Source organism: Siphonobacter sp. BAB-5385 (assembly GCF_002261125.1).
Classification (GTDB): domain Bacteria; phylum Bacteroidota; class Bacteroidia; order Cytophagales; family Spirosomataceae; genus Siphonobacter.
Genome location: NZ_NMPS01000108.1, coordinates 13941 through 35858, shown reverse-complemented (window position 1 = coordinate 35858; position 21918 = coordinate 13941). Strand labels below are relative to the sequence as shown.

Sequence of the window (21918 nt, the reverse complement as noted above, 5' to 3'; positions counted from 1 at the left end):
TCCCCGTTCGCACTTTCAAACAGTACCGTAATATGATTAACCTTTAAGCCTTTGTTTTTTCAGCATCATGTCGGTAGATTTTGAAATTCGTACCGTCAAAACGATTCAATCCATCTTCAGTAGCCAACCAGAGAAAGCCGAAATGGTCCTTGCACAAACTGTAGATGGTACTGGAAGAGAGTCCATCTTTATTGGAATAACTTTTAAAGCCCAGAGGCAATTTCTGGGCGAATAACCCCGCATCATTCAGGATCGTTAGGAGGATCAGGAGGAAAAAACGTATGACTATCTTCATGCCTACTTGCAGCTATCGAAGCACTGATCCAGCCGTGAAGCCTATAGTAATACACCGTTGTAAGAACGGACTTCAGCCACTGGAAAAAGCTGGATTCACGGAGCAACCCTGACAAGGTGCTATCAAATAAGTCCAAAAGTTAATCTTTTTAATCCAGTATACGTATATCCGTCTCTCATTCCTTCAAATCTTTACTTGTTATCTCGTGCGGGAATAGCTGGTTTTCATGAATCCATCTGTTGGGGAAAATCGCACGAGACCACTTTCCCCAACAGATGAAACGCCCTTATCCTACTGACGGATCAGCGTGATCTGTTCCCCTTTTCGGGTGGGAATGTCGTACAGTTGGGTTGGCTTGAGGGTAAGACTAGTACGTGGAGCCTGATCCGAAATGACCGCCGCCGGAATATCTTCCGTATAATAATACGGATTGGCATTCGAGCCCGTAGCCTGATGTAACGTGAGTCCGCCCGTCCCCTGCAAGGCATTGGGCGTGCGAACCCGCAGGTTCCCCCCCAGCGTCGAGCGAATGACTACTTTCTTGATCTGGCCCTTTTCCCACTCCATCGCCAGGACTTCAAACCCGCCCCGGGCCCGTAGGCCTGCAATGCTACCCTGGGGCCACGCATCGGGCAAGGCCGGTAGTAAATGAATGGCCCCGTCGGCACTTTGGAGTAGCATTTCGGTAATGCCGGACGTACAGCCAAAGTTTCCGTCGATCTGGAACGGCGGGTGGGCATCGAATAAATTGGTATAGGTACCCCCACCCCCTTTATTGACACCGAGCGGCGTTAACTGATTCTGGATCAGTGTATACGCATGATTTCCATCCTGAAATTTAGCCCACCAGTTCACTTTCCAGCCCATACTCCAACCCGTGGATACATCACCGCGATGTAGAAGCGAAGTCCGGGCGGCAGTGAACAGCTCGGGCGTGCGATAGGCTGAAATCTGGCTGGATGGGAACAGGCCGTACAGATGCGAGACGTGGCGGTGCTTATCCTCCGGATCGTCCACATCGTCGAGCCATTCCTGCAATTGTCCGTGTTTGCCCACGTGCATCGGCGGCAGCTTACGCCGTTTTTCCTTGAGCATCGTTACAAAATCCGCATCCTTATTGAGGAGCTCCGCCGCTCGTATAGCCGTGCTGAATACGTCGAAAACAATCTGATTATCCATCGTGGTACCCGCGTCCACCGATGAGCCGCCGTGAGCCTGGGGAGCGTTTTCGGGCGACGTACTCGGCGTCACCACGAGCCAGTGGTACTTGGGGTGTTCGATCAAGAAATCGGCGTAGAACTGGGCCGCTCCCTTTAGAATGGGATACGCAGAAGCCAGAAATTTCTGATCGCCCGTGTACAGATAATGCTCCCAGAGGTGCTGACTCAGCCAGGCTCCGCCCGCCGTCCACATGCCCCAGAAGGCTCCGTCGATGGGGCCGTTAATTCGCCAGAGATCCGTATTGTGGTGAGCCATCCAGCCCCCGGCTCCGTACATGACCTTCGCCGTCTCCTGACCCGTTTCGGCCAGTTCCCGAACCAGGCGGAACAAGGGTTCGTGCATTTCGGACAGGTTGGTTTTTTCGGCTGGCCAGTAATTCATCTGGGTATTGATGTTAATGGTGTACTTACTGTCCCAGGGCGGTCGCATCCGGTGATTCCAGACCCCTTGCAGGTTGGCGGGCTGGCCACCGGGCTGGGAAGACGAAATCAGCAAATAGCGTCCGTATTGATAGTAGAGCGTCACGAGCTGCGGATCGTTCGTGAAGCGAAAGTTCTTCAGCCGTTCGTCCGTGGGCTGACTAGCCGCATCCGTAGTACCCAAATCAAATTTCACCCGATTAAAAAACTTCTGGTAGGCTTCGACATGCGGCTTTCGAATCGCCGGATAGGCTTTGGTGTAGGCCTTGTTCAGGTACGCCGCGGCCCGGGCATCCGCGTCCCCACCCAGGTCTTTGTAACTGTTGAAATTCGTAGCAATGGAGATGTACACGATTGCCTCGTTGGCTCCACTAACTACCAGCGAAGTATCCGTACCGGAAAGGCTTCCACCCGTGGTTTTCAGACGGGCGATGCTTTTAAATTTCACCATGCCCTTCACGCCTTCGTGATCGGAGGTGATTCCGGCCAGGGTAAGCTCCCGATTGGAGGTCCGGTTGCGTTCGGCTTTCAGGTGCGGGGAAGAAAAAGAAGCGGTAAAGGATAATTTCCCCGGCTTGCTGGCGGTCAGCCGCATGACGATCACCTGATCGGGAAAGGAAGCCAATGCTTCCCGGGTATAGGTCACATCCCCAACCGTGTAGGTGGTTCGGGCGATGGCCTGTTCAATATCCAGTTCCCGGGAATAGTTGGTAAAGGCCGTATGACCCTCGAAGGTAAGGTTCAGATTACCCACGGGCTGAAACATCTGTCCATGGGATTTCTTCGTCAAAATCGATTGATTGGCTCGCTGCTCCGCCTCCTTGTGTTTGCCATCAAAAATCAGTTGCCGTATCTCGGGCAGAGCCGCTAACGCATTGGGATTATCATTGCGGTTGGGGCTACCGCTCCAGACGGTATGTTCATTAAGCTGGATCGTTTCGGTACCCACGTTTCCGTACACCATGGCTCCCAGCCTGCCGTTACCCAGGGGCAAGGCGTTTTCCCAGACGGTTCCGGAGGGTTCTTTGTACCAAAGTTTCAGGGCTGGCTTTTGCTGCGAAAAGCCCAGGGCAGGTAGCATTAATAAAAGTAGGCAGAGGTAATGTCGGATCATCATTAGCAGTATAGAATAGGTTACTATAGGTATTACGTATAAATGTATAGGGTCATACTCCTATTTGGAAGTTGGTCCGTACACAATTTTTTTCGTCGAATCAAAATGACTTCATACTCGCTTGCGTACGGATTCATGACTGGCTTCTTTACCGCCGAATCCCTAGTAAGGAGATGGCGTATAGACGCTCCGCTTGTTAACCGCATTTCGCCTAACTTGTACCAGGATATCCCTATTGGGTACCATTAGCCGGGAAAAGAGCCGCTCTACCTTTGCTGATCGATTCGCTCCACTCGTCTTTCTATGGAAATAAACGCAGAAAACCCCCGGCCTAAGCACTCCGGTACCAAATCCCTTTTTACGAATCCAGTCTTGGAAGCCCTGTCGCGTACGCATATTGCGGTTCCTATTTCGATCTACCTACTTAGTTCGGCTGGTTTGGGCTGGTACGCCTTTACGCATACGGCATTACAGCGGATCATGATACTGGGTTTGTTTGGGCTGGGGATACTCGTCTTTACGCTGGTGGAATACGTCACTCACCGGGGCATTTTTCACATGGATCCTACCAACGCCATCAAATCCCGGTTGCAGTATACCTTCCACGGTATTCACCATGAGTACCCGAAGGATCAAACGCGATTAGCCATGCCGCCCGCTCTGGCCGTTTTGATTGGCTCCTCTTTATTTGGCGTTACCTTTTTGCTTTTAGGGGAAGCGGCTTACGCGTTCTTTCCCGGTTTTCTGGTGGGCTACGCGGGCTATCTGTTTGTACACTTCATCGTACACGCCTATCAGCCGCCCCGCAACTTATTCAAATGGCTTTGGATCAATCACGCCATCCATCATTATAAAGATGATACGCTGAACTACGGCGTTTCGTCTCCGCTGTGGGATTACATTTTCAGAACCTATTCTTCAAAAGGATAAAAGCAAAAGGCCCGGAACGTTGCTCCGGGCCTTTTACGCTATGCATTTACCGATCCACTTTCTGGGTATCGGGCTGGCCGTTCACCGTAAGCTGAAACACATCCGGACGCGAATAGTGACCCACGCAGTCAAAATCCAGCTTACTCTTGGCAAGGGTTGCAAAATCCAGCTCAGCGGTCAGCAATCCTTCCTGATTCCAAAGCGGCCCCGCGAGTACTTCCCCCATGGGTGAAAGTATCACACTGCCACCCGCACTCATGATCTCGGGCTCCTGACTCAGCTCGGCCTGATAGCGTTCGGGGTAGTCGCTTTTGCGTACAAACTGATTACAGGCCAGCACGAAACAACGTCCTTCGAGGGCAATGTGCTGCATAGTAGACTGCCAGGATTCCCGCGAATCGGCGGTGGGAGCCAAATACATTTCGACGCCTTTCTGATACAATGCCGTTCGGGCCAGGGGCATGTAGTTTTCCCAGCAGATCAGTCCACCTATTTTTCCCAGACGTGTATCGAGCGTAATTAGCGAACTTCCATCGCTTTCACCCCAAATGAACCGCTCCAGTCCCGTGGGTTTGAGTTTGCGATGTTTGCCCAGAATCTTTCCGTCGCTTCCGATGTAGAGAAGCGTACAGTACAACGATCCGCCGATGGGGTCCTTCTCCGTAATGCCCAGCCCTACCATGATTCCAGCCACCTGCACCGCTTGCTGGATGCGTCGAATGGCCTCCGAATCGACTTCGGGACTGTTTTTCCAGTAATCAAGCCAGGTTTCCCGGCCTTTTTCCGTACGACGGCCAATCATCGCCTCGAACGTGAGTCCCCTGGGATACGCCGGAAGAAAAGATTCCGGAAACAGCAGTAGTTCGCAATTCTGCTCGGCACCTTTTTTAATCCAGCTAAGGACCACTTCGACACTCCGCTCCAGGTCAAACAAAACGGGAGTAGCCTGTACTACGCCTACTTTTACTACATTCAGCATTCCTTGCTACGTTTAGAACTACACTTCCTTTTCCCGGGTAATCAGGCGGGGATTTTCCTCATATTCAATGCCCGAGAATAAGTAAATGTAAATTACGCGGGCTACTCTAAAGTTAAATGGCATAGTCGCCAGCATTAAGCCAATGGCTACGGATATGTAAACAAAGGCGGAGGGGTCCCCAAAGAAGTTAAAGAGAACGATGGCCGTACCCAATACTATCCCCACGGAGAGGGCATAACTGACATACGTGGCTCCAATAAAAAAGCCGGGTTCGTTTTCGTAACGTTGTCCGCAGTGCGGACAAAACGTGTACATCTGATCGAATTTTTTTACGTTCCAGAACGGGTATTTAAACAGATTTCCCTGTCGGCAATGGGGACATTTCGCGAGTACCATTCCCTGCAATTGACTTCGTTTCATTAGACTTGGGTGCTTGGTTAGGTATTACGTTTACGGAATTCTTCGGGAGTCGTTCCCGTATATTTTTTGAAAAACTTAGTAAAGTAGGAATTATCGCTAAAATTTAAGGCATAGGCGATTTCCGATATGTTCATTCCAAAGTTCATCAGCAGACGTTTCGCTTCGAGTAAAATTCGGTTCCGGATGAGCTCTCCGGCCTGCATTCCCAGGTGTTCCTTACATAGGGCATTCAAGTGATTGGGCGTGATGTACAGTAGCCGTGCGTACTCCATGGGCAGACGCAGGGTCATAAAATTCCGGTCAATCAACTTCTGATAATTCTTGAGAATGACGTAGTTATAGTTAGTAATCGGAAGGGTCGTTTTGGTCGCCGTGTGTGCTTCGACGGCAAAGAAAATTTGTAGTAATAGCACCTTTAAAAGATCCGACCGCTGCGGTACAGATTCCTGCTGCTTTTCCAGGAGTTGCTCAAACAGACCAGTCAGCGATTTCTGAATGGATTCGGGCAGATGAATAACGCTCTCCCGGGCGATTCCACTGAAAAACGAAAAGGTGTCCAGATAATCCGGACGCAACAGAAAGGATTGAAAAAAGGTACTGGAAAAGTTAATTACGTAGCCTTCCACCTCTCCCGTAAAATCCCAGGAATGCACCTGCCCCGGAATCATAAAGTAAATCTGAAAAGGCAGTACCGGAAAGCTTTCAAAGTCAATGGCGTGACTCCCCGCTCCTTTCGTAAACAGAACCAGATGGTAAAAATCGTGACGATGCAGCAGCCGCAGGTTTTTATGCTCCTGTACATATTCCGCAAACCGCTTGATTAAAAAATCCTCCGGCCGGTACTCGGCTAAAGAATAAATATTAACCATGGGAATGGCGAAGGATTCGGTTGACTGTTTCATACGGGGAACGTTAAGCATCTGGGTTGATTCAGAACCGCATTTTCATCTCGCTCTGTCCTAACAATCGTATCCAGCTAGTACCCGAAACGCAGCCGGGCAGGCAAAGCCCGGGAACGCTTACGGAGATAGGGTCAAAAGTAGAAGGGCTGGAGGTACGCTTCAGCGTACAGATTCTCGTTTTTGTGGTACTATTTACCGATGGGCTCTCATTGGGGCCATTTTTAAGGGTTAGTAGGAAAGGTAAGGACGGGCATATAAAATCTGTTATAACGCGTTGTCGAGGTCTATTGCTTCCGTTTATTAGTTAGTGTATCTATTCATCCGGGAACCTATTTTTCTCTCCTGTACTATGTTTAGTATCCCTTTCTAGATTATTCATTGGAGAAGGTAAACGTTCATAGGGGGCGATCGCTAACGATAGATTGAGCTCCTTTGTATCACCCTATCCATCCTTACGATCACCTATGACCTTCGAACATGACACCAACGAGCGTATACGCGTGTATGAACTCGATCCAAGCAACAGCCCATCGGTTTTCGAGGTTAAAGCGACGGATTTGACGTTTATCTGGAATACCGGAGAACGACTGGATCTGACCGTTGATAAAGTCCCCTATCGCCTCGCTCGAAATCAGATCATTTTCCTGACCGAATTTCATCACATTGATAGCATTGAATTGGAATCCGCCCGTATGGTTCGATTCAACCAGCCTTTCTACTGCATCATCAATCACGATAATGAAGTAGGCAGCAAAGGCTTTCTCTTTTTTGGGGCTTCAGGAATTCCGATTATCTCCATTGATGAAGCAATACTTTGGGAATTTGACATCTCCTGGCAATTATTTGAAGCCGAGATGCAACGAACCGATATTCTGAAGAAAGATATGTTACAGTCCATTCTTAAACGGATGCTGATTCTTTCGGCCCGGATCCTGCGAAAATCTACCGACTTTCATAAGCTGGAAAAAGGGCAAAGCGATCTCATTCGCGAATTCAACTATTTGGTGGAAAGACATTTTACCGAGCACCACGACGTGGCTTTTTACGCTTCTCAACTCAACAAATCGCCCAAGACCATTTCGAATGTATTTTCTGTAATTTCCAGCCGGGGACCGCAGCACATCATTCACGATCGCATTATGATGCACGCCCGGCGACAGATTGGCTACACGAACCTGTCCATCAAGGAAATTGCCTACGAGCTTGGCTACGAGGACATTCATTCCTTCAGCCGCTTTTTCAAGAAAAAAGAAGGCATCTCCCCCCTTCAGTATCGGGAAAAATTTTTAGCGAATACAACCTCGGAAGGAAAGATTGCTACCACCTCAGGAATCTATGCCTAACCCCGGCAATGAATTATGCTGCTATTTTGAAGCATGAAATCACTCTGGTTTCCTTCCTAAACATAGCATCATGAAAAAAATAGCCATTAACGGTTTTGGACGTATCGGCCGGGCCGCTCTTAAAGTAATCTTTGAAACCACTGATCTGGAACTGGTAGGGATCAATGACCTCATGAGCATTGAAAACGCTGCCTATCTGCTTAAATACGATACCAATTACGGTAAATACGAAAAAGAAGTCACCGTCGAGGGAGATACGATCCTAATTGATGGTAAAGCCATTCAGTATACCAGCATTCGGGATATTGAAAACCTGCCCTGGAAAGAACTGGAAGCCGAAGTAATCATTGAAAGCACGGGGATTTTTACCTCACAAGCTGCGGCAGATCAACACCTTGCCGCGGGAGCGAAATTCGTGGTCATCTCGGGTCCGACGAAAGATACGCCTACGGTGGTACACGGCGTAAATACGGAAGAGGGTAAAGTAGCCGTATTCTCGTGTGCGAGCTGTACCACCAACAACATCAGTCCCGTAATCGAAATACTGGGCCGTAGACTGGGTATTAAAAAAGCCATCCTCAACACGACGCACGCGTATACGGCCTCCCAGACCCTAGTGGATGCTCCTTCCAAACGCGAACCCCGGATGGGACGGGCAGCGGCTAATAACCTGGCCCCGGCGGCTACCGGTGCCGCCATTGCCACCACGAAAGCCTTACCGCAGTACGCCGGAAGATTCGACGGCATTGCCGTACGCGTACCCGTGGCCGTCGGTTCCATTTCGGACATTACCTTTATTGCCGAACGCCCAACCAGCGTTGAGGAAATCAATCAGATTCTGACCGAAGAAGCGGCTACGCCCCGGTACGAAAAAGTCCTCGCCGTTACGGATGAACCCCTGGTTTCCAGTGACATCGTCAAAAGCCCCTTTGCGGCAACGGTTGATCTGGAGATGACGCGGGTAGTGGATGGCGATCTGGTCAAAGTTATGGCGTGGTACGACAACGAATGGGGCTTCACCAACCAAATGATTCGACAAATTCAGTCCCTGTAGTAGAGTAACTTCCGTCGATTCTTAACCGTTACTACCATGAATTACGCAGCACTTGCCTTTACCGATGGCATCAAAGCAATCCAGGAACGCATGGGGAGTCGCAATGCCTACGAGCGGATGGAAAGAATGACCTACACGGAAGGCTTGACCGCCGTTGAGCGTAACTTCATTGGTCAGCTGGATAGCTTTTACCTGGCTTCTTCGGGAGCGAACGGCTTCCCCTATATTCAGCACCGGGGTGGGCCGAAGGGTTTTATTAAGGTACTTGATGACCAAACGATCGGTATCGTGGATTTTAGCGGAAACCGGCAGTACATTTCAGTCGGTAACATCGAACACAATCCAAACGTATCGCTGATGTTGCTCTCCTACCCGTTACGGGCCCGTTTGAAGCTATATGCCGAGGCCGAAATCGTGGAAATCCGCGACAACCCAGAGCTTTACGCATTACTCAAATCCGAGGATTATAAATTCAAATCCGAGCGGTTACTGCTGTTTCACATCCAAGCGTACGATTGGAATTGTCCGCAGCACATTACGCCTCGGTACACGTTGGAGGAGCTGGAAAAGGTTAATCAACCCAAAGATCAGTACATTCAGCAGTTGGAGCGGGAAATTAAAGTACTGCGGGCAAAACTCGGCGATTCGTAATAGGGACAAAGAAATCTTTGCTGTCGGGCAGGTTAACGCAACCATTCTCTGAAAATAGACTTGAGACCAGTGATGGAAAACTCAAGTCTATTTTCATTTTCCAGTACGCCGATTACTGGGCTAAAGGCGTATTCGTTCGTCCGATGCAACAAAAAAGGCTTTCAGAGGAATCCCTCTAAAAGCCTTCAAGGAAGTGGAGAAGATCGGGCTCGAACCGACGACCTCTTGCATGCCATGCAAGCGCTCTAGCCAACTGAGCTACATCCCCTTCTGAAATGTGGGTGCAAATATGTGGCTTTGAAAGGGCCTTGTCAAGCAAAAGACGAAGAAAACTTTCAATTTTCGGCGTTTTCGTTCTTCCCTCCAAAAAGATACCTGATAACCAACTAACAATCAGTGCAGTTGCAAAAAATAGAATAGTCTGGTAAACTAATAGAGTACTTGACTTGTTTATCTCAACGGAACGTTGAACCTTTGCGGACGTTCGATAAACCTTAAACTGATTCGATTATGTCCTTACGACTTGGAGACATCGCACCCGATTTTGAAGCAGATACCACCCAGGGCCACATCCGTTTTCACGAATGGCTGGGCGATAAATGGGGCTTACTCTTTTCACACCCCGCTGACTTTACGCCCGTATGTACGACGGAGCTTGGTAAAACCGCTTTACTGAAAGGCGATTTTGAAAGACGTGGTGTGAAAGTGATTGCCGTATCGGTAGATGATCTGGATTCTCACAACCGCTGGACGCCTGATATTGCCGAAGTAAGTGGTACGGAAGTCAATTTTCCCATCATCGCCGATTCGGACCGTAAAGTCGCTGAACTATACGATATGATTCACCCGAATGCCAGCGAAAAAGCAACGGTTCGTTCGGTGTTTGTCATTGGTCCCGATAAGAAAATCAAACTGACCCTGACCTATCCCGCATCCACGGGTCGTAATTTCCAGGAGATTCTGCGGGTCATTGATTCCCTGCAACTCACGGCTAATTACCAGGTAGCCACACCGGCCGACTGGAAAGACGGCGAAGACGTCATTGTAACGCCTGCCGTTTCCAATGATGCTCTGGCAGAGAAGTTTCCGAAAGGCGTTACGCACGTAAAACCTTACCTGCGTGTTACGCCGCAGCCGAATAAATAATAGGATTTACCATTTTTCGTTAAAAACCACAGCGTTACTCAATTATAGAGCGACGCTGTGGTTTTTGTTTAAGAACGTACCCGCTCTGTACACGAGCGGATGGCTTACCTAACCGCTTTACGTACAAATCCACCGGAAAACTGTAAACTGAAAACCGTAAACCAAGAACTCTCCCTTACTTTTACGGGCTCTTTTTCAAATTCGAATGCCTGCTCCAGTCAAACGCCGCTCACCGTTCAACGTAAAATTGCTCCTTGCCGTCAGTCTCCTGTGCATTGGGCTGATTGCCGCTTTTTTGTATTTCCGGTATCGCAATCCTACGCAAATTGAGTGGGATTACTCCCGAACCGCCAGCATTCGCATTCCCACGGAATATCCCGTCCACGGCATAGACGTGTCCAAACATCAGGGTAAAATTGAGTGGAGCGTGATTCGGGAGTCGGCTCTGGCGGACGAAGCTCGCCTGGAATTCGTATTTATCAAAGCTACCGAAGGCATTTCCATTCAGGATAAACGCTTCAAAAACAACTACAGCAGTGCTCGCCAAACGGGTTTACGCGTCGGTGCCTATCACTTTTTCATCCCCTGGCGGGACCCGGTTCCGCAGGCCGATAATTTCATCGAAACGGTACAACTGAAATCGGGTGATCTGCCACCAGTGCTGGACGTCGAATCCTCACACCCGCTCAAATCGGACGAACGGACCATCCGCGACATTCGTACCTGGCTGGAGTTAGTCGAAAAGGAATACGGCGTCAAACCCATCATTTACACCAATCGCCGCTTTTACCAGAAATTCATTCGGGGCAATTTCGACGAATATCCACTCTGGCTGGCCCATTACTCATCGGAACAACTGGCGGGTGATATCTCCGGGAAAGTCTGGTTCTGGCAGTATTCCGAACTGGGTCAGCTGAAAGGTATCAAGGGAAAGGTCGATTATAACGCATTTCTGGGAGATCTGAGCGAGCTGGAGCAAATCTGCCTTCCCTAGTCCAAAAAATTTCCCGAAAAGTTTTATTACGGAACTCTGCCCCCATTTGTTGGTTTTTATGGATGCAGTAGCCATTTTTGGCCCGCTTAAACGCAGTAGCATGAACCGGGGTTAATTATCCACTCATGCCCTGACGTATCCTATCATTCAGAGCCTTATCTTATGCTGAAGTCTATTCCATTTACTCAGAATCCTGCTTACGCAAAGCTTCTTGCTCATTTTGAGGCTACTCAATCCGTTCAGATTAAAGAATTATTTGCGGAAGATACCGAACGGTTCAATCGTTTTTCGACTCGTTTTGAAGACATCCTGCTCGATTACTCCAAAAACCGGATCACGGAAGAAACGAAACAGTTATTACTGGAACTGGCTCAGGGAGCCGAGCTGAAAGATGCCATCGAGCAGCTGTTCACCGGCCAGAAAATCAACGCGACCGAAGATCGGGCCGTACTCCACGTAGCCCTGCGGAACCGCTCGAATACACCTATTGAAGTGGACGGTGCGGATGTGATGCCCGAGGTGAATGCCGTACTGGATAAGATGAAAACGTTTTCCGAAAAAGTCATTTCCGGTGAGTGGAAAGGCTATACGGGCCAGGCTATTACGGATGTGGTGAACATTGGTATCGGGGGTTCGGATTTGGGTCCGGTGATGGTGACGGAGGCTCTGAAACCTTACAAAAATCACCTGAATCTGCATTTCGTATCCAACGTCGATGGTACGCACATTGCCGAAACGTTGAAGGCCGTCAATCCCGAAACGACCTTGTTTCTGATTGCTTCCAAGACGTTCACGACGCAGGAAACCATGACTAACGCCCACACGGCCCGTACCTGGTTGCTGGATGCGGCTGGTGATGATTCTGCCGTAGCGAAACACTTCGTGGCCATTTCAACCAACGAAAAAGAAGTCAGCAAATTCGGTATCGATACCGAAAACATGTTTGTCTTCTGGGATTGGGTAGGTGGTCGGTACTCCCTCTGGTCGGCGATTGGTTTGTCGATCATTCTGAGCGTAGGCTACGAAAATTTCGTGGAATTGCTCGAAGGGGCTCACGCCATGGATAACCACTTCCGGACGGCTGCTTTTGAAGAAAATATTCCCGTAACGCTGGCTTTACTGGGAATCTGGTACAATAACTTCTACGGTGCCCAAACGCAGGTTATTTTGCCCTACGATCAGTACCTGCACCGCTTTGCGGCGTACTTCCAGCAGGGCGATATGGAATCCAACGGCAAGTACGTCGGTCGCGATGGTCAAGCCGTAGATTACCAAACGGGACCCATCATCTGGGGTGAGCCCGGTACCAACGGTCAGCACGCCTTCTATCAACTCATTCACCAGGGTACGAAACTGATTCCGGCGGATTTCATTGCTCCGGCGATCAGCCACAACCCCATTGGTGAACACCATAAGATTCTGCTTTCTAACTTCTTCGCCCAGACGGAAGCGTTGATGAACGGTAAAACGTCTGAAGAGGTCATCGCCGAATTCCAGTCGAAAAACGTGAGTCCGGAAGTATACGAGTCGCTGGTAGCCTTTAAAGTATTTGAAGGAAACCGTCCGACCAACTCCTTTCTGGTCAAATCCATTACGCCCCGTACGCTGGGTAGCCTGATTGCTGCCTACGAACACAAGATTTTTGTACAGGGTGTCATCTGGAATATCTACAGCTTCGATCAGTGGGGGGTGGAACTGGGCAAGCAACTGGCCAGCAAAATCTATCCTGAACTGCAAAACGATGAGCCAGTCAACGATCACGATGGATCTACCAACGGCCTCATCAACGCTTACAAAGCCTGGCGTTAGTAAAAATACCGGAACGTTGTAACGTTCCCTGAATAAACGGCGTATCGTAGGTCAAAGCCCCTTTGCACGTATGATACGCCGTTTTTTTGCTTGCTTCGGCCCTTCCTTCGGACTGTTTGGAAGAAAATTCCCTTCGTTATCAACCTTTAACTCAAAGCCAGTCTGCCCCCTGCCTTACTGAGTTAGAGTAGAAAGACTCTTCCTCAAAGACGTGATCAATAGTCAGCATCCGTTTAAATTCGTACACTCCTACAATTTACGAGTGAATAGCTTTTCTTGACTTGCGTAACTCTTTCTCGTTTTAAAGAAATAAACCAGGTGCAGCAATAGCATCGTCCCTATTCCTAGTACATACACAATGTTATTAAAACCCTGTTCAAGTTTAGTATGGTTTTTATCAATGGTAAAGTGTCTGAAGAATGTTTTAACCGTAGCTTTTCCATTTCTGAAATAGGTTCCGGAAATATATTGAGGAGAAGCAATCGTTTTACCACTTCTGCTCACGTAGCCAATTCGATTATCCTGTACCACGATAGCTACATCTTCGTAGAAAGGCGATACGTTATCAAATGTAACGGGCACGACAATTTTACCTGTGGAATCCACCACGCCTTTTTTAGTCCCTTCCTGTACAATGGAATAATCGTCTTTAATTGAAAGAATGGAGTCTGCTTTTAAAGGGTAGATAAACTCATTATTTTTCTGAAGTAAGCCCCATTTATTATTTTTCTTCGCCCAAATTTTCGAAGAAGGTGTATGGATGAAATCCTGATAGTGAGGTTTTATTACTTCCTTTCCCGCGATCACATCAACATAACCATACTTATTATGCAGTTTGGTTTTATATAACCCATTCCAGTGGGTTGAAGCAGAGGTGTCAATCAGATCATAGGATAACTTTAATGTTAACTCAGCCTTTTCACCCAAAAGCCCATACTTCCCATTTTTTGCAACTACCTGCTTTGCATTCCAGTCGCCGGGCAGATCAATAAAATCATAAACTTTAGGGATGAGGTATTCTCCTTTGTGGCTAATAAAATTATACTGTTGATGGCCTAAACGCACATGACAAATACCATTTTGAAAATTTGATGAATGATAGGGACTAAATTCTTTCTCAAAGACTCTTCGATTGTTAGCATCAACAAAATATCCTTTAGTATAGGTACTATCAACGACGTAAACTAATCCTTCTCTAAAATGCCAAACGTCTCTATACATTAGTGGGATAACTAAATGCCCCGATCTATCTATTAAACCCATCCGGGTCGGCTCCAACAGGAAATCAAATCTCCCATCGTGATCAGGATTTCGCTGGACTACTCTTGCAAAACCATCGCTAAACGCCGAAATATCATCGTAGGGTTGCCTGGAAAGCCTCACGCCTTCTTTAGTATGCAAATAGGTCAGATAGCCTTTCTTAAAGTAAATCGTATCATTCGTTTTCCGAATGACTGGCATGTTGATAATCTTTTTGCAGATAAACAGATCGTCACTTGCGTAAACCTCGTCATACTGATTAGCCCAATCGGGCAGATTAATAACTCTTTTCCGTTGAGGTATATCATTCGTGGATGATGATTGGTATTTTGTCGTTTGACTATAGCTATACGTTGCCATAGCAAGCAATAAAAATAGAATTCGCATGAATTTAGAAGGCTGTACCATAATCAATCATCGGGTTTATTCTAATTAATTACATCAATTGTTTCGCTGAATCGCTAGTCAACTTAGTGAATAATTACCTATAAATTATACCTATCCTGAACTGCATTTAAAATTGGCAGTGCATCAGAAATGTATATAAAATAAAATCAACCTCATGCTGGAATAAACTTCAGCAGCCGAGCTCATAATTAATCGACTTATGTCTTAGCAAACCTTTTCTATCAGACTATCACCGAAATCGAGCGTTTACCCAGATAATTCCATTCATTTTCCTGCTTCTAGACCTCCTTGTACGACGTAAAGGTCTTTTTCAACATCATTTACGCACCTTTGCCCAGCGTTTTGTTTTCCGCTTAGAGTCGTAACCTAGCCGCCTGACTCAGACTTGATCTGAGACGAATAGTTTGCCCGTATCTGAATAGCGTCGCTAGCTTCGGTTAAAGCCCGAGACTAGCCAGGGTTTGTTACTTTAACCCTTTCTTCCAAAGCATAGAAAGAATGACGGTATTCGCCTAAAAAAGAGGGCATCTCCTTTCGGAAATGCCCTCTTTCAGTATCAAGTGCTTTTACTTCAGTGCATCAATTAAGGCCTCAGCGGTTACTTTCTGCTGCTCGCCCGTCGTCATATTTTTCAGCGTTAACTGACCAGAGGCGATTTCCTCTGAACCAATGAGTACCACGAAGGGAATTTTCTTTCGGTCGGCGTAATCGAGCTGCTTTTTGAGCTTGGACGACTCCGGATACAACTCGGCGTTGATGCCGGCTTGCCGGACTTTTTGTAACAACGGCAGCGAATAGGTTTCGCCCGCAGCATCGAAATTAGCAAAGAGTACTTTCGTCGTTACGCTCTGATTTTCCGGGAAGAGTTGTAGTTCTTCCATCACATCATAGATCCGATCTACGCCTAGCGAAATCCCTACCCCGGACAGATTGGGTACCCCAAAGGCCGCCGTCAGGTTATCATACCGCCCCCCGCCGGAAATACTACCGATCTGGACGCCGCCCGCTTTTACTTCAAAAATGGCTCCAGTATAATAGCTAAGTCCACGGGCCAGCGTAATATCGAGCTGAATTTTTTTGTCCGAAATTCCCATCGTCCGAATCATCCGCCAGAGCGTTTCCAGCTCCTGCACACCTTTCATCCCAACCTGCGAATTCTGTAACCAGTCTTTCAGGTTTTCAAAGGTTTCGCGATTGGAGGTCATTGGGCCGAACAGCGGCTGTAGCTTCTTGATGGAAGCATCCGAAAGCCCTTTCTCGCTTAACTCCTCCTCTACTTTTTCCTTGCCAACTTTGTCGAGTTTGTCGATGGCTACAAACAGAGCGGCTTCCTTACCGGCTACCCCAATCACCTCAGCAATCCCGCTAAGAATCTTCCGGTTATTGATTTTGATCGTGAAATCGTTGATCGATAAACCTGCGAAAATTTCGTGCAGCATCGCTACGATTTCCGTTTCACACAGCAGGGAATCCGTACCTACAATATCCGCATCGCACTGGTAAAATTCGCGGTACCGGCCTTTCTGGGGCCGATCCGCCCGCCAGACCGGTTGCAACTGGTAGCGTTTAAAGGGAAACGTCAGCTCGCCCCGGTTCATCACGACGTAGCGGGCAAAAGGTACGGTCAGGTCATAACGAAGCCCTTTTTCGGCGATTTTGGGCGTCAGTTTCTTGTATCCTTCTTCCACATCAGCTGTTTCAATTTTATCCAGAAAATTACCTGAATTCAGAACTTTGAAGAGTAGCTGATCTCCTTCTTCGCCGTATTTACCCATCAGTACCGACAGGTTTTCCAGCGTAGGCGTTTCGAGGGGTTGAAATCCATATTTCTGAAACGTGCGGCGGATGGTATCGAAAATGAAGTTTCGTTTCACCATTTGCTCCGGACCGAAGTCACGGGTGCCGCGGGGTAAGCTTGGTTTTTGTATACTCATGATCTATGTTTCACAGGAGTGGGGATTTGCTCTCCTGAAGGGCTCTGGTTCATCCTGGGCCACAAAAATAGCATTCAAAGCCCGAAGCGAGGGGGATTCGTTTAAAATTCCTTCATTTTTAAACGACTCTTTACTTGATTTGTGGATAAAAACAAGTATTTTTGCGGCTCATTTTGAGGTTCTGAGTATGAGTATCTGGTATTCCTGGATTACTCGAATCGGTGACCAGTCATACCAAACTGAACAAAATCATGGGTGTATCACAACTGAAGCGTAAAGACCGCAGAAACAAGTCTATCGCTAACAACCGCATCGCTACGATCAAACGCCTCACGCTGAAGCCGACGATCAAGAAAGTAGATGTTGAAGCCATCAAAGCTTCTTTCGAACAGAAATAATTGGCAGTTCGGGCATTCTTGCCTATTCTGCCTTTCTATTGATGCATTGAAACCCCGCTAAATGGATTTAGCGGGGTTTTCTTTTTCCTTCTCTTTGTGGGATTTCTCCTCTTTAGGCTTTTGCTTTTTAGCCGCCGCTTCTTTCCGATGAGCCAGCTCCCGGCGATTTTTCCGAAAAAACCGACGCATTTCCTTCCGCGTATCTACCCGTACCCGCATTTGCAGGGCATTGCCGTACATAATCATTCCGCCAACCACGAGGGCAATCGCGTAAATGCCCAGAAGAAACCAGCGATTAAAGACTTCGTTGGTAGACTCTAGCCATACGGCTTTCGCCAGCACAATGATGCCGTAGACAAATACAATCAGGCTCACAATCGATAACAGCGTGGATTTGGTCTGCAAACTCATGCGTTTAACGATCTTCCGGCCCGGAGCTTTTTTATATTCAACAATTTTCATAGTTCGTACAGGTTCTTTAAAATACAACCCTGAAAAGAGCCGTATAGTTTGGGGGGTGAAGTACTAGAATTACGCTAAAAAATCCTTTTTTTTCAAAAAGTAGCTGTACACCCGCTAACATCACGTAATTTTCAGTCGCAATCTTACTTTCAAATTTGATATTACCAATGCAGATCGCTCAAAAGCTAACTCTCACGCTGTGCTTATCCGTCGCAGCACTGGGCTTTACCTCGGCTCAGGACCAACGAGCTGTCAAGAAAAACTATCTCGTTAAACCGGAAGAAACGGAATTCTGGGATCCCGAAATCCCAACGGTTACGCCCGGTCAGTCCTATGGCCTGCCCCCCTCGGATGCCATCATTCTCTTTGATGGTAAAAACCTCGACAACTGGGTTACCGTGAAAGACGGCAGTCCTGCCAAATGGGAAGTGAAAGACGGAGCCTTCTCGGTGGTGAAAGGAGCGGGTAACATTTCAACCAAGCAGGATTTCCAGGATTATCAATTGCACATCGAGTGGCGTTCACCCAATGAGCCCGAAACGCTGAAGAGTCAGGGTAAAGGGAACAGCGGTATTTTCATGCAGGGGATGTACGAAGTACAGGTACTCAACAGCTACAAAAATCGCTCGTACCGTAACGGTCAGGCCGGATCGATCTACAAACAAACGCCCCCGATGATCAACCCCATTCGTCCGATGGGTGAATGGAATACGTACGATATCATCTATACGGCTCCCCGCTTTAACCAGAATGGTGGTGTGGAAACGCCTCCGTACGTAACGGTTATTTTCAACGGAGTCATCGTTCAGAACCATACCAAGATTCAGGGTTCAACGGAGTACATCGGTGCTCCGAAAAACGTTCCCCACGGTAAAGGCCCAATCAGTTTACAGGACCACGGCAATGCGGTAAGCTTCCGTAACGTCTGGATTCGCGAACTGTAAGCGACTACCGCGGACAACCTTGAGAGGACAGATTATAGAGAATAGGCATTAGATTCTGGAAAGTCAGCGTCTGATGGCTCTGCTCTATAATCTGTCCTCTTCGATTTAAATCTGTCCGCCGCCGTTTATCTTTGTCGCTTATTCCGTAATCTTTACTCCAGTGAAGCGTCTCATTTCCTTTATTCTTCGTACGGTTCCCCGGCCCGTTTTGCAACGGGTGAGTTATATTCCCCTGAAAATCACGGCGTTTTTCCTGAAAGGTACCGATAAAGAATGTCCCGTTTGTGGCCAGACGTTTCGGCGGTTTCTCCCCTACGGCCGTTTGCAGTCGCGGGCCAATGCCCTGTGTCCCAACTGTCTGGCTCTGGAACGGCATCGGCTGATGTACCTGTATCTACAGGAACGAACCGACTTTTTCAAAGGGAAAAAACGGGTACTGCACGTCGCTCCGGAGCACTGCTTCATGGAACGCTTCGAGAAAATACACGGTGAAGGATACATCACCGCCGACATCGAAAGTCCGCTGGCGAAAGTCAAAATGGACATTCACCAGATTCCTTTCCCCGACAATAGCTTTGATGTTGCGTTTTGTAATCACGTGCTCGAACACGTGGACGACTATCATCAGGCAACCCGCGAATTACACCGCGTACTGAAACCCGGCGGCTGGGCGATTATCCAGTCACCGCAGGACTGGTCGAAACCGCATACGTTCGAAGATCCTACCATCACCGACCCGAAAGAACGGGAACGTATTTTCTGGCAAAATGACCACCTCCGCCTGTTCGGACAGGATTATGGTCAGGAGCTGGCCAAGGGTGGATTCAAGGTTACTGAAGACCGCTTTGTATTGGAAATGCCTCGCGAACGGGTAGAACGGTACGCCCTGCCGAGTAAGGAGATTATTTATTATTGTCAGAAGTAAACTTTAGACTACCCCGGGTATCCGTATCATACCCGTAAACAACCTGAAAAGTATGAAGTACCATCCGATTCCGAATACCCTGTTTATCAAAAACCGGCAACGGCTTAGTACCCTGCTGAAGCCCAAGTCGATCGCCATTCTTCATTCCAATGACGTATTACCGACCAACGCCGATGGTACGTTGCGGTTCCGTCAGAACAATGATCTCTTTTACGTATCGGGTATCGATCAGGAAGAAAGTATCGTCGTACTGTTTCCGGATGCTCCCGACGAAAAACACCGTGAGATTCTGTTCCTGCGGGAAACGAACGAACACATTGCCGTTTGGGAAGGCTACAAATACACCAAAGAACACGCTCGGGAAGTATCGGGCATTCAGACCGTATACTGGACCCGGCAATTCGACAGCATTCTCCGCACGCTCATTTTCGAAGCCGAACATATTTACCTGAATACCAATGAACATACGCGGGCTGACATCATCGTGGAAAGCCGCGATGCCCGGTTCATCAAGCAGTATCAGGAACGCTTCCCTTTACACCAATCGAGCGGCTGGCTCCGCTGATGCACAATCTGCGGGCCATCAAACAAAGCGAAGAAATTCCCTTGTTGCAGGAAGCCATGCGGATTACGGAAGACGGCTTCCGTCGTTTGCTGAAGTTTGTCAAACCGGGTGTTTGGGAGTACGAAATCGAGGCTGAACTCCTGCACGAATTTGTTCGCCAACGCTCGAAAGGGTTTGCGTACGAACCCATCATTGCGACGGGAGCGAATGCCTGCGTATTGCACTACCTCTCCAATGACCAGCAGTGCCAGGCCGGCGAAGTCATTCTGCTGGACGTGGCAGCCGAATACGCCAATTACAACGCCGACCTGACTCGCTCGATCCCCGTATCGGGCCGTTACACGCCCCGGCAACGGGAGGTATACGAGGCGGTACACCGCGTGATGAAGGAAGCAACGGCTATGCTCGTACCCGGTAACTTATGGGATGAGTACCACAAGGAAGTCGGCAAGATCATGGAAAGCGAGCTGAAAGGCCTCGGACTCATCACCCAGCACGATATTGACCACCAGGACCCCGACTGGCCCGCGTACAAAAAGTACTTCATGCACGGCACTTCCCACTTCCTCGGACTGGACGTGCACGATGTAGGCAGCAAATACCGACGCTTCGAAGCGGGCATGGTATTCACCTGTGAGCCAGGCATTTATATTCCGGAAGAAAAACTGGGTATTCGTCTGGAAAACAATATCTTGATTACCGAAACGGGTAATATTGATATGATGGCAAACATTCCAGTGGACGCCGATGAAATTGAAGCGTTAATGAACGCTTAACCAAAAAAGGGAGCCGAAACGCTCCCTTTTTTTATGTTTTCCAGGGGTGCAACCCCTGGCTATTAGCATTAAACCCTTCGGTGTTAGGGAACGTGCTATCCCACCCAGGTCGCTAGTCACCCTTCGAGCATCCAACCCCGGAGGAGTTTAATCTGATTAACCCCGTATGCAATGCGGGGTACTGCAACCGCACTCAATCCTCCTATGCAATGCATGAGCACCTTATTTACTTCCCCACTGGTGCAGGTTTCTTAACCTGTACCCATAATCAGGCAGGTTCTTACCTGCCTTTATGCTTTCATTTATTGCCATAACTGGACAGTTGGAAACGGGTACAGGTTGGGAAACCTGCACCCGTTTCTCCTTACTTCATCACACCCTTCCCTACCGAAGACTCAACTCCAAGAAGTTCAACAAACAGAGCTTAGTTGCCACGTGGGCGTGCTATGCACCTTTCTTACTCTGCATTTCCTTACGCATCTCCAGCACTTCTTCCAGCAGACAATTCATTTTCTCATGCAACTGCTGAATTTCAATTTCCGCTTTCAAATTAATGGCGTAATCGTTGCGGGCCCGTTCGCGGTCTTTGGCTTCCTGCCGATTCTGACTCATCATAATAATGGGTGCCTGAATAGCTGCCAGGCAGGACAAAATCAGATTGAGCAAAATGAAGGGATACGGATCAAACGGTTTTTGCCACAAAAACAGGCTGTTCACGATAATCCAGAGCAAAAGAAAGCTCATAAATCCAATGATAAACTTCCAGCTTCCCCCAAACTCGGCTACGCGGTCAGCCATTTTGTTCCCCCAGCTTTCTTCACTTTCTGCTTCCGTATCCGCTACCGTTTGCGTAATCAGCGACTCATCCCCTAGCGTTTGCTGGACCAGTTGCTGCATCTCCAGTAATCGCTGATTCGAGGCAGAATCCTCCAGTTTCCAGTTCTTTAAATGCCGATGCGACTTATTCAT

19 protein-coding genes, 1 tRNA gene and 1 pseudogene are annotated in these 21918 nt (G+C 48.2%); 11 read left to right on the top strand and 10 right to left on the bottom strand.

Annotation, left to right across the window (positions count from 1 at the left end; all coding sequences use genetic code 11):
- Positions 1 to 43 precede the first annotated feature (43 nt).
- Both BWI93_RS11135 and BWI93_RS11130 read right to left on the bottom strand, forming a co-directional pair.
- Positions 44 to 295, bottom strand: a complete 252-nt coding sequence (locus BWI93_RS11135) for a two-component regulator propeller domain-containing protein (RefSeq protein WP_094811243.1) — start codon at positions 293 to 295, stop codon at positions 44 to 46.
- Positions 296 to 586: 291 nt separating this feature from the next.
- Entirely contained in the window at positions 587 to 3016 is a 2430-nt protein-coding gene (locus tag BWI93_RS11130; RefSeq protein ID WP_255157802.1) for a glycoside hydrolase N-terminal domain-containing protein, read from the bottom strand.
- A 336-nt stretch (positions 3017 to 3352) separates the two neighbouring features.
- Here BWI93_RS11130 and BWI93_RS11125 point away from each other — a divergent pair, with 336 nt between their 5' ends.
- A complete protein-coding gene (locus BWI93_RS11125) occupies positions 3353 to 3979 on the top strand; it encodes a sterol desaturase family protein (protein WP_094811241.1) in 627 nt (208 codons plus the stop codon).
- 46 nt (positions 3980 to 4025) lie between these two features.
- Here the strand turns inward: BWI93_RS11125 and BWI93_RS11120 are convergent, their stop codons facing one another.
- The 3 genes from BWI93_RS11120 to BWI93_RS11110 are packed head-to-tail and all read right to left on the bottom strand — an operon-like array spanning position 4026 to position 6280.
- Positions 4026 to 4958 carry a carbon-nitrogen hydrolase family protein gene (locus tag BWI93_RS11120; RefSeq protein WP_094811239.1) on the bottom strand — a complete coding sequence of 311 codons (933 nt, stop codon included), beginning with the start codon at positions 4956 to 4958 and terminating at the stop codon, positions 4026 to 4028.
- Between the two features lie 18 nt (positions 4959 to 4976).
- Positions 4977 to 5378, bottom strand: a complete 402-nt coding sequence (locus BWI93_RS11115) for a DUF983 domain-containing protein (RefSeq protein ID WP_233207734.1) — start codon at positions 5376 to 5378, stop codon at positions 4977 to 4979.
- Positions 5379 to 5395: 17 nt separating this feature from the next.
- Positions 5396 to 6280 (bottom strand): AraC family transcriptional regulator, encoded by an 885-nt coding sequence (locus BWI93_RS11110; RefSeq protein WP_094811265.1) that lies wholly within the window; start codon positions 6278 to 6280, stop codon positions 5396 to 5398.
- Positions 6281 to 6744: 464 nt separating this feature from the next.
- On the opposite strand from BWI93_RS11110, the gene BWI93_RS11105 reads away from it, so the two are divergent.
- The 3 genes from BWI93_RS11105 (at position 6745) to BWI93_RS11095 (ending at position 9328) form a co-directional block, all read left to right on the top strand.
- Positions 6745 to 7623 (top strand): AraC family transcriptional regulator, encoded by an 879-nt coding sequence (locus tag BWI93_RS11105; RefSeq protein ID WP_094811237.1) that lies wholly within the window; start codon positions 6745 to 6747, stop codon positions 7621 to 7623.
- A 70-nt stretch (positions 7624 to 7693) separates the two neighbouring features.
- Entirely contained in the window at positions 7694 to 8677 is a 984-nt protein-coding gene (locus BWI93_RS11100; RefSeq protein WP_094811235.1) for a type I glyceraldehyde-3-phosphate dehydrogenase, read from the top strand.
- Positions 8678 to 8713: 36 nt separating this feature from the next.
- On the top strand, positions 8714 to 9328 hold the full coding sequence (locus BWI93_RS11095) for a pyridoxamine 5'-phosphate oxidase family protein (protein ID WP_094811233.1): 615 nt from the start codon (positions 8714 to 8716) through the stop codon (positions 9326 to 9328).
- Positions 9329 to 9522: 194 nt separating this feature from the next.
- Here the strand turns inward: BWI93_RS11095 and BWI93_RS11090 are convergent.
- Positions 9523 to 9596, bottom strand: a tRNA-Ala gene (locus BWI93_RS11090).
- A 242-nt stretch (positions 9597 to 9838) separates the two neighbouring features.
- Between BWI93_RS11090 and BWI93_RS11085 the strand changes: the two genes are divergently transcribed.
- From BWI93_RS11085 to pgi, 3 genes are all read left to right on the top strand, one after another.
- Positions 9839 to 10474: a peroxiredoxin gene (locus tag BWI93_RS11085; protein ID WP_094811231.1), complete on the top strand. Its 636-nt coding sequence runs from the start codon at positions 9839 to 9841 to the stop codon at positions 10472 to 10474.
- Between the two features lie 205 nt (positions 10475 to 10679).
- Complete coding sequence (locus BWI93_RS11080) at positions 10680 to 11468, top strand: glycoside hydrolase family 25 protein (RefSeq protein WP_094811229.1); 789 nt, start codon at positions 10680 to 10682, stop codon at positions 11466 to 11468.
- Positions 11469 to 11630: 162 nt separating this feature from the next.
- Positions 11631 to 13277, top strand: a complete 1647-nt coding sequence (pgi, locus tag BWI93_RS11075; RefSeq protein WP_094811227.1) for a glucose-6-phosphate isomerase — start codon at positions 11631 to 11633, stop codon at positions 13275 to 13277.
- Between the two features lie 249 nt (positions 13278 to 13526).
- Here the strand turns inward: pgi and BWI93_RS11070 are convergent, their stop codons facing one another.
- Together BWI93_RS11070 and hisS are read right to left on the bottom strand one after the other, a co-directional pair.
- Entirely contained in the window at positions 13527 to 14945 is a 1419-nt protein-coding gene (locus tag BWI93_RS11070) for a WG repeat-containing protein (protein WP_094811225.1), read from the bottom strand.
- A 566-nt stretch (positions 14946 to 15511) separates the two neighbouring features.
- The gene (gene hisS, locus BWI93_RS11065) at positions 15512 to 16873 is read right to left on the bottom strand and encodes a histidine--tRNA ligase (protein WP_094811263.1); all 1362 of its coding nucleotides are present in this window, start codon (positions 16871 to 16873) and stop codon (positions 15512 to 15514) included.
- 257 nt (positions 16874 to 17130) lie between these two features.
- On the opposite strand from hisS, the gene BWI93_RS27755 reads away from it, so the two are divergent.
- Entirely contained in the window at positions 17131 to 17277 is a 147-nt protein-coding gene (locus tag BWI93_RS27755) for a hypothetical protein (RefSeq protein WP_176454194.1), read from the top strand.
- A 57-nt stretch (positions 17278 to 17334) separates the two neighbouring features.
- Here the strand turns inward: BWI93_RS27755 and BWI93_RS11060 are convergent, their stop codons facing one another.
- Positions 17335 to 17739, bottom strand: coding sequence for a hypothetical protein (locus BWI93_RS11060; protein ID WP_094811223.1), 405 nt, complete (start codon positions 17737 to 17739; stop codon positions 17335 to 17337).
- A 167-nt stretch (positions 17740 to 17906) separates the two neighbouring features.
- Here BWI93_RS11060 and BWI93_RS11055 point away from each other — a divergent pair, with 167 nt between their 5' ends.
- The 3 genes and pseudogenes from BWI93_RS11055 (at position 17907) to BWI93_RS11045 (ending at position 20949) form a co-directional block, all read left to right on the top strand.
- Entirely contained in the window at positions 17907 to 18683 is a 777-nt protein-coding gene (locus BWI93_RS11055) for a DUF1080 domain-containing protein (protein ID WP_094811221.1), read from the top strand.
- 160 nt (positions 18684 to 18843) lie between these two features.
- Positions 18844 to 19608, top strand: a complete 765-nt coding sequence (locus BWI93_RS11050; RefSeq protein WP_094811219.1) for a class I SAM-dependent methyltransferase — start codon at positions 18844 to 18846, stop codon at positions 19606 to 19608.
- A gap of 52 nt (positions 19609 to 19660) precedes the next feature.
- Positions 19661 to 20949: pseudogene (locus BWI93_RS11045) on the top strand (aminopeptidase P N-terminal domain-containing protein).
- Between the two features lie 444 nt (positions 20950 to 21393).
- Here the strand turns inward: BWI93_RS11045 and BWI93_RS11040 are convergent.
- Positions 21394 to 21918 carry a DUF1003 domain-containing protein gene (locus tag BWI93_RS11040; protein ID WP_094811217.1) on the bottom strand — a complete coding sequence of 175 codons (525 nt, stop codon included), beginning with the start codon at positions 21916 to 21918 and terminating at the stop codon, positions 21394 to 21396.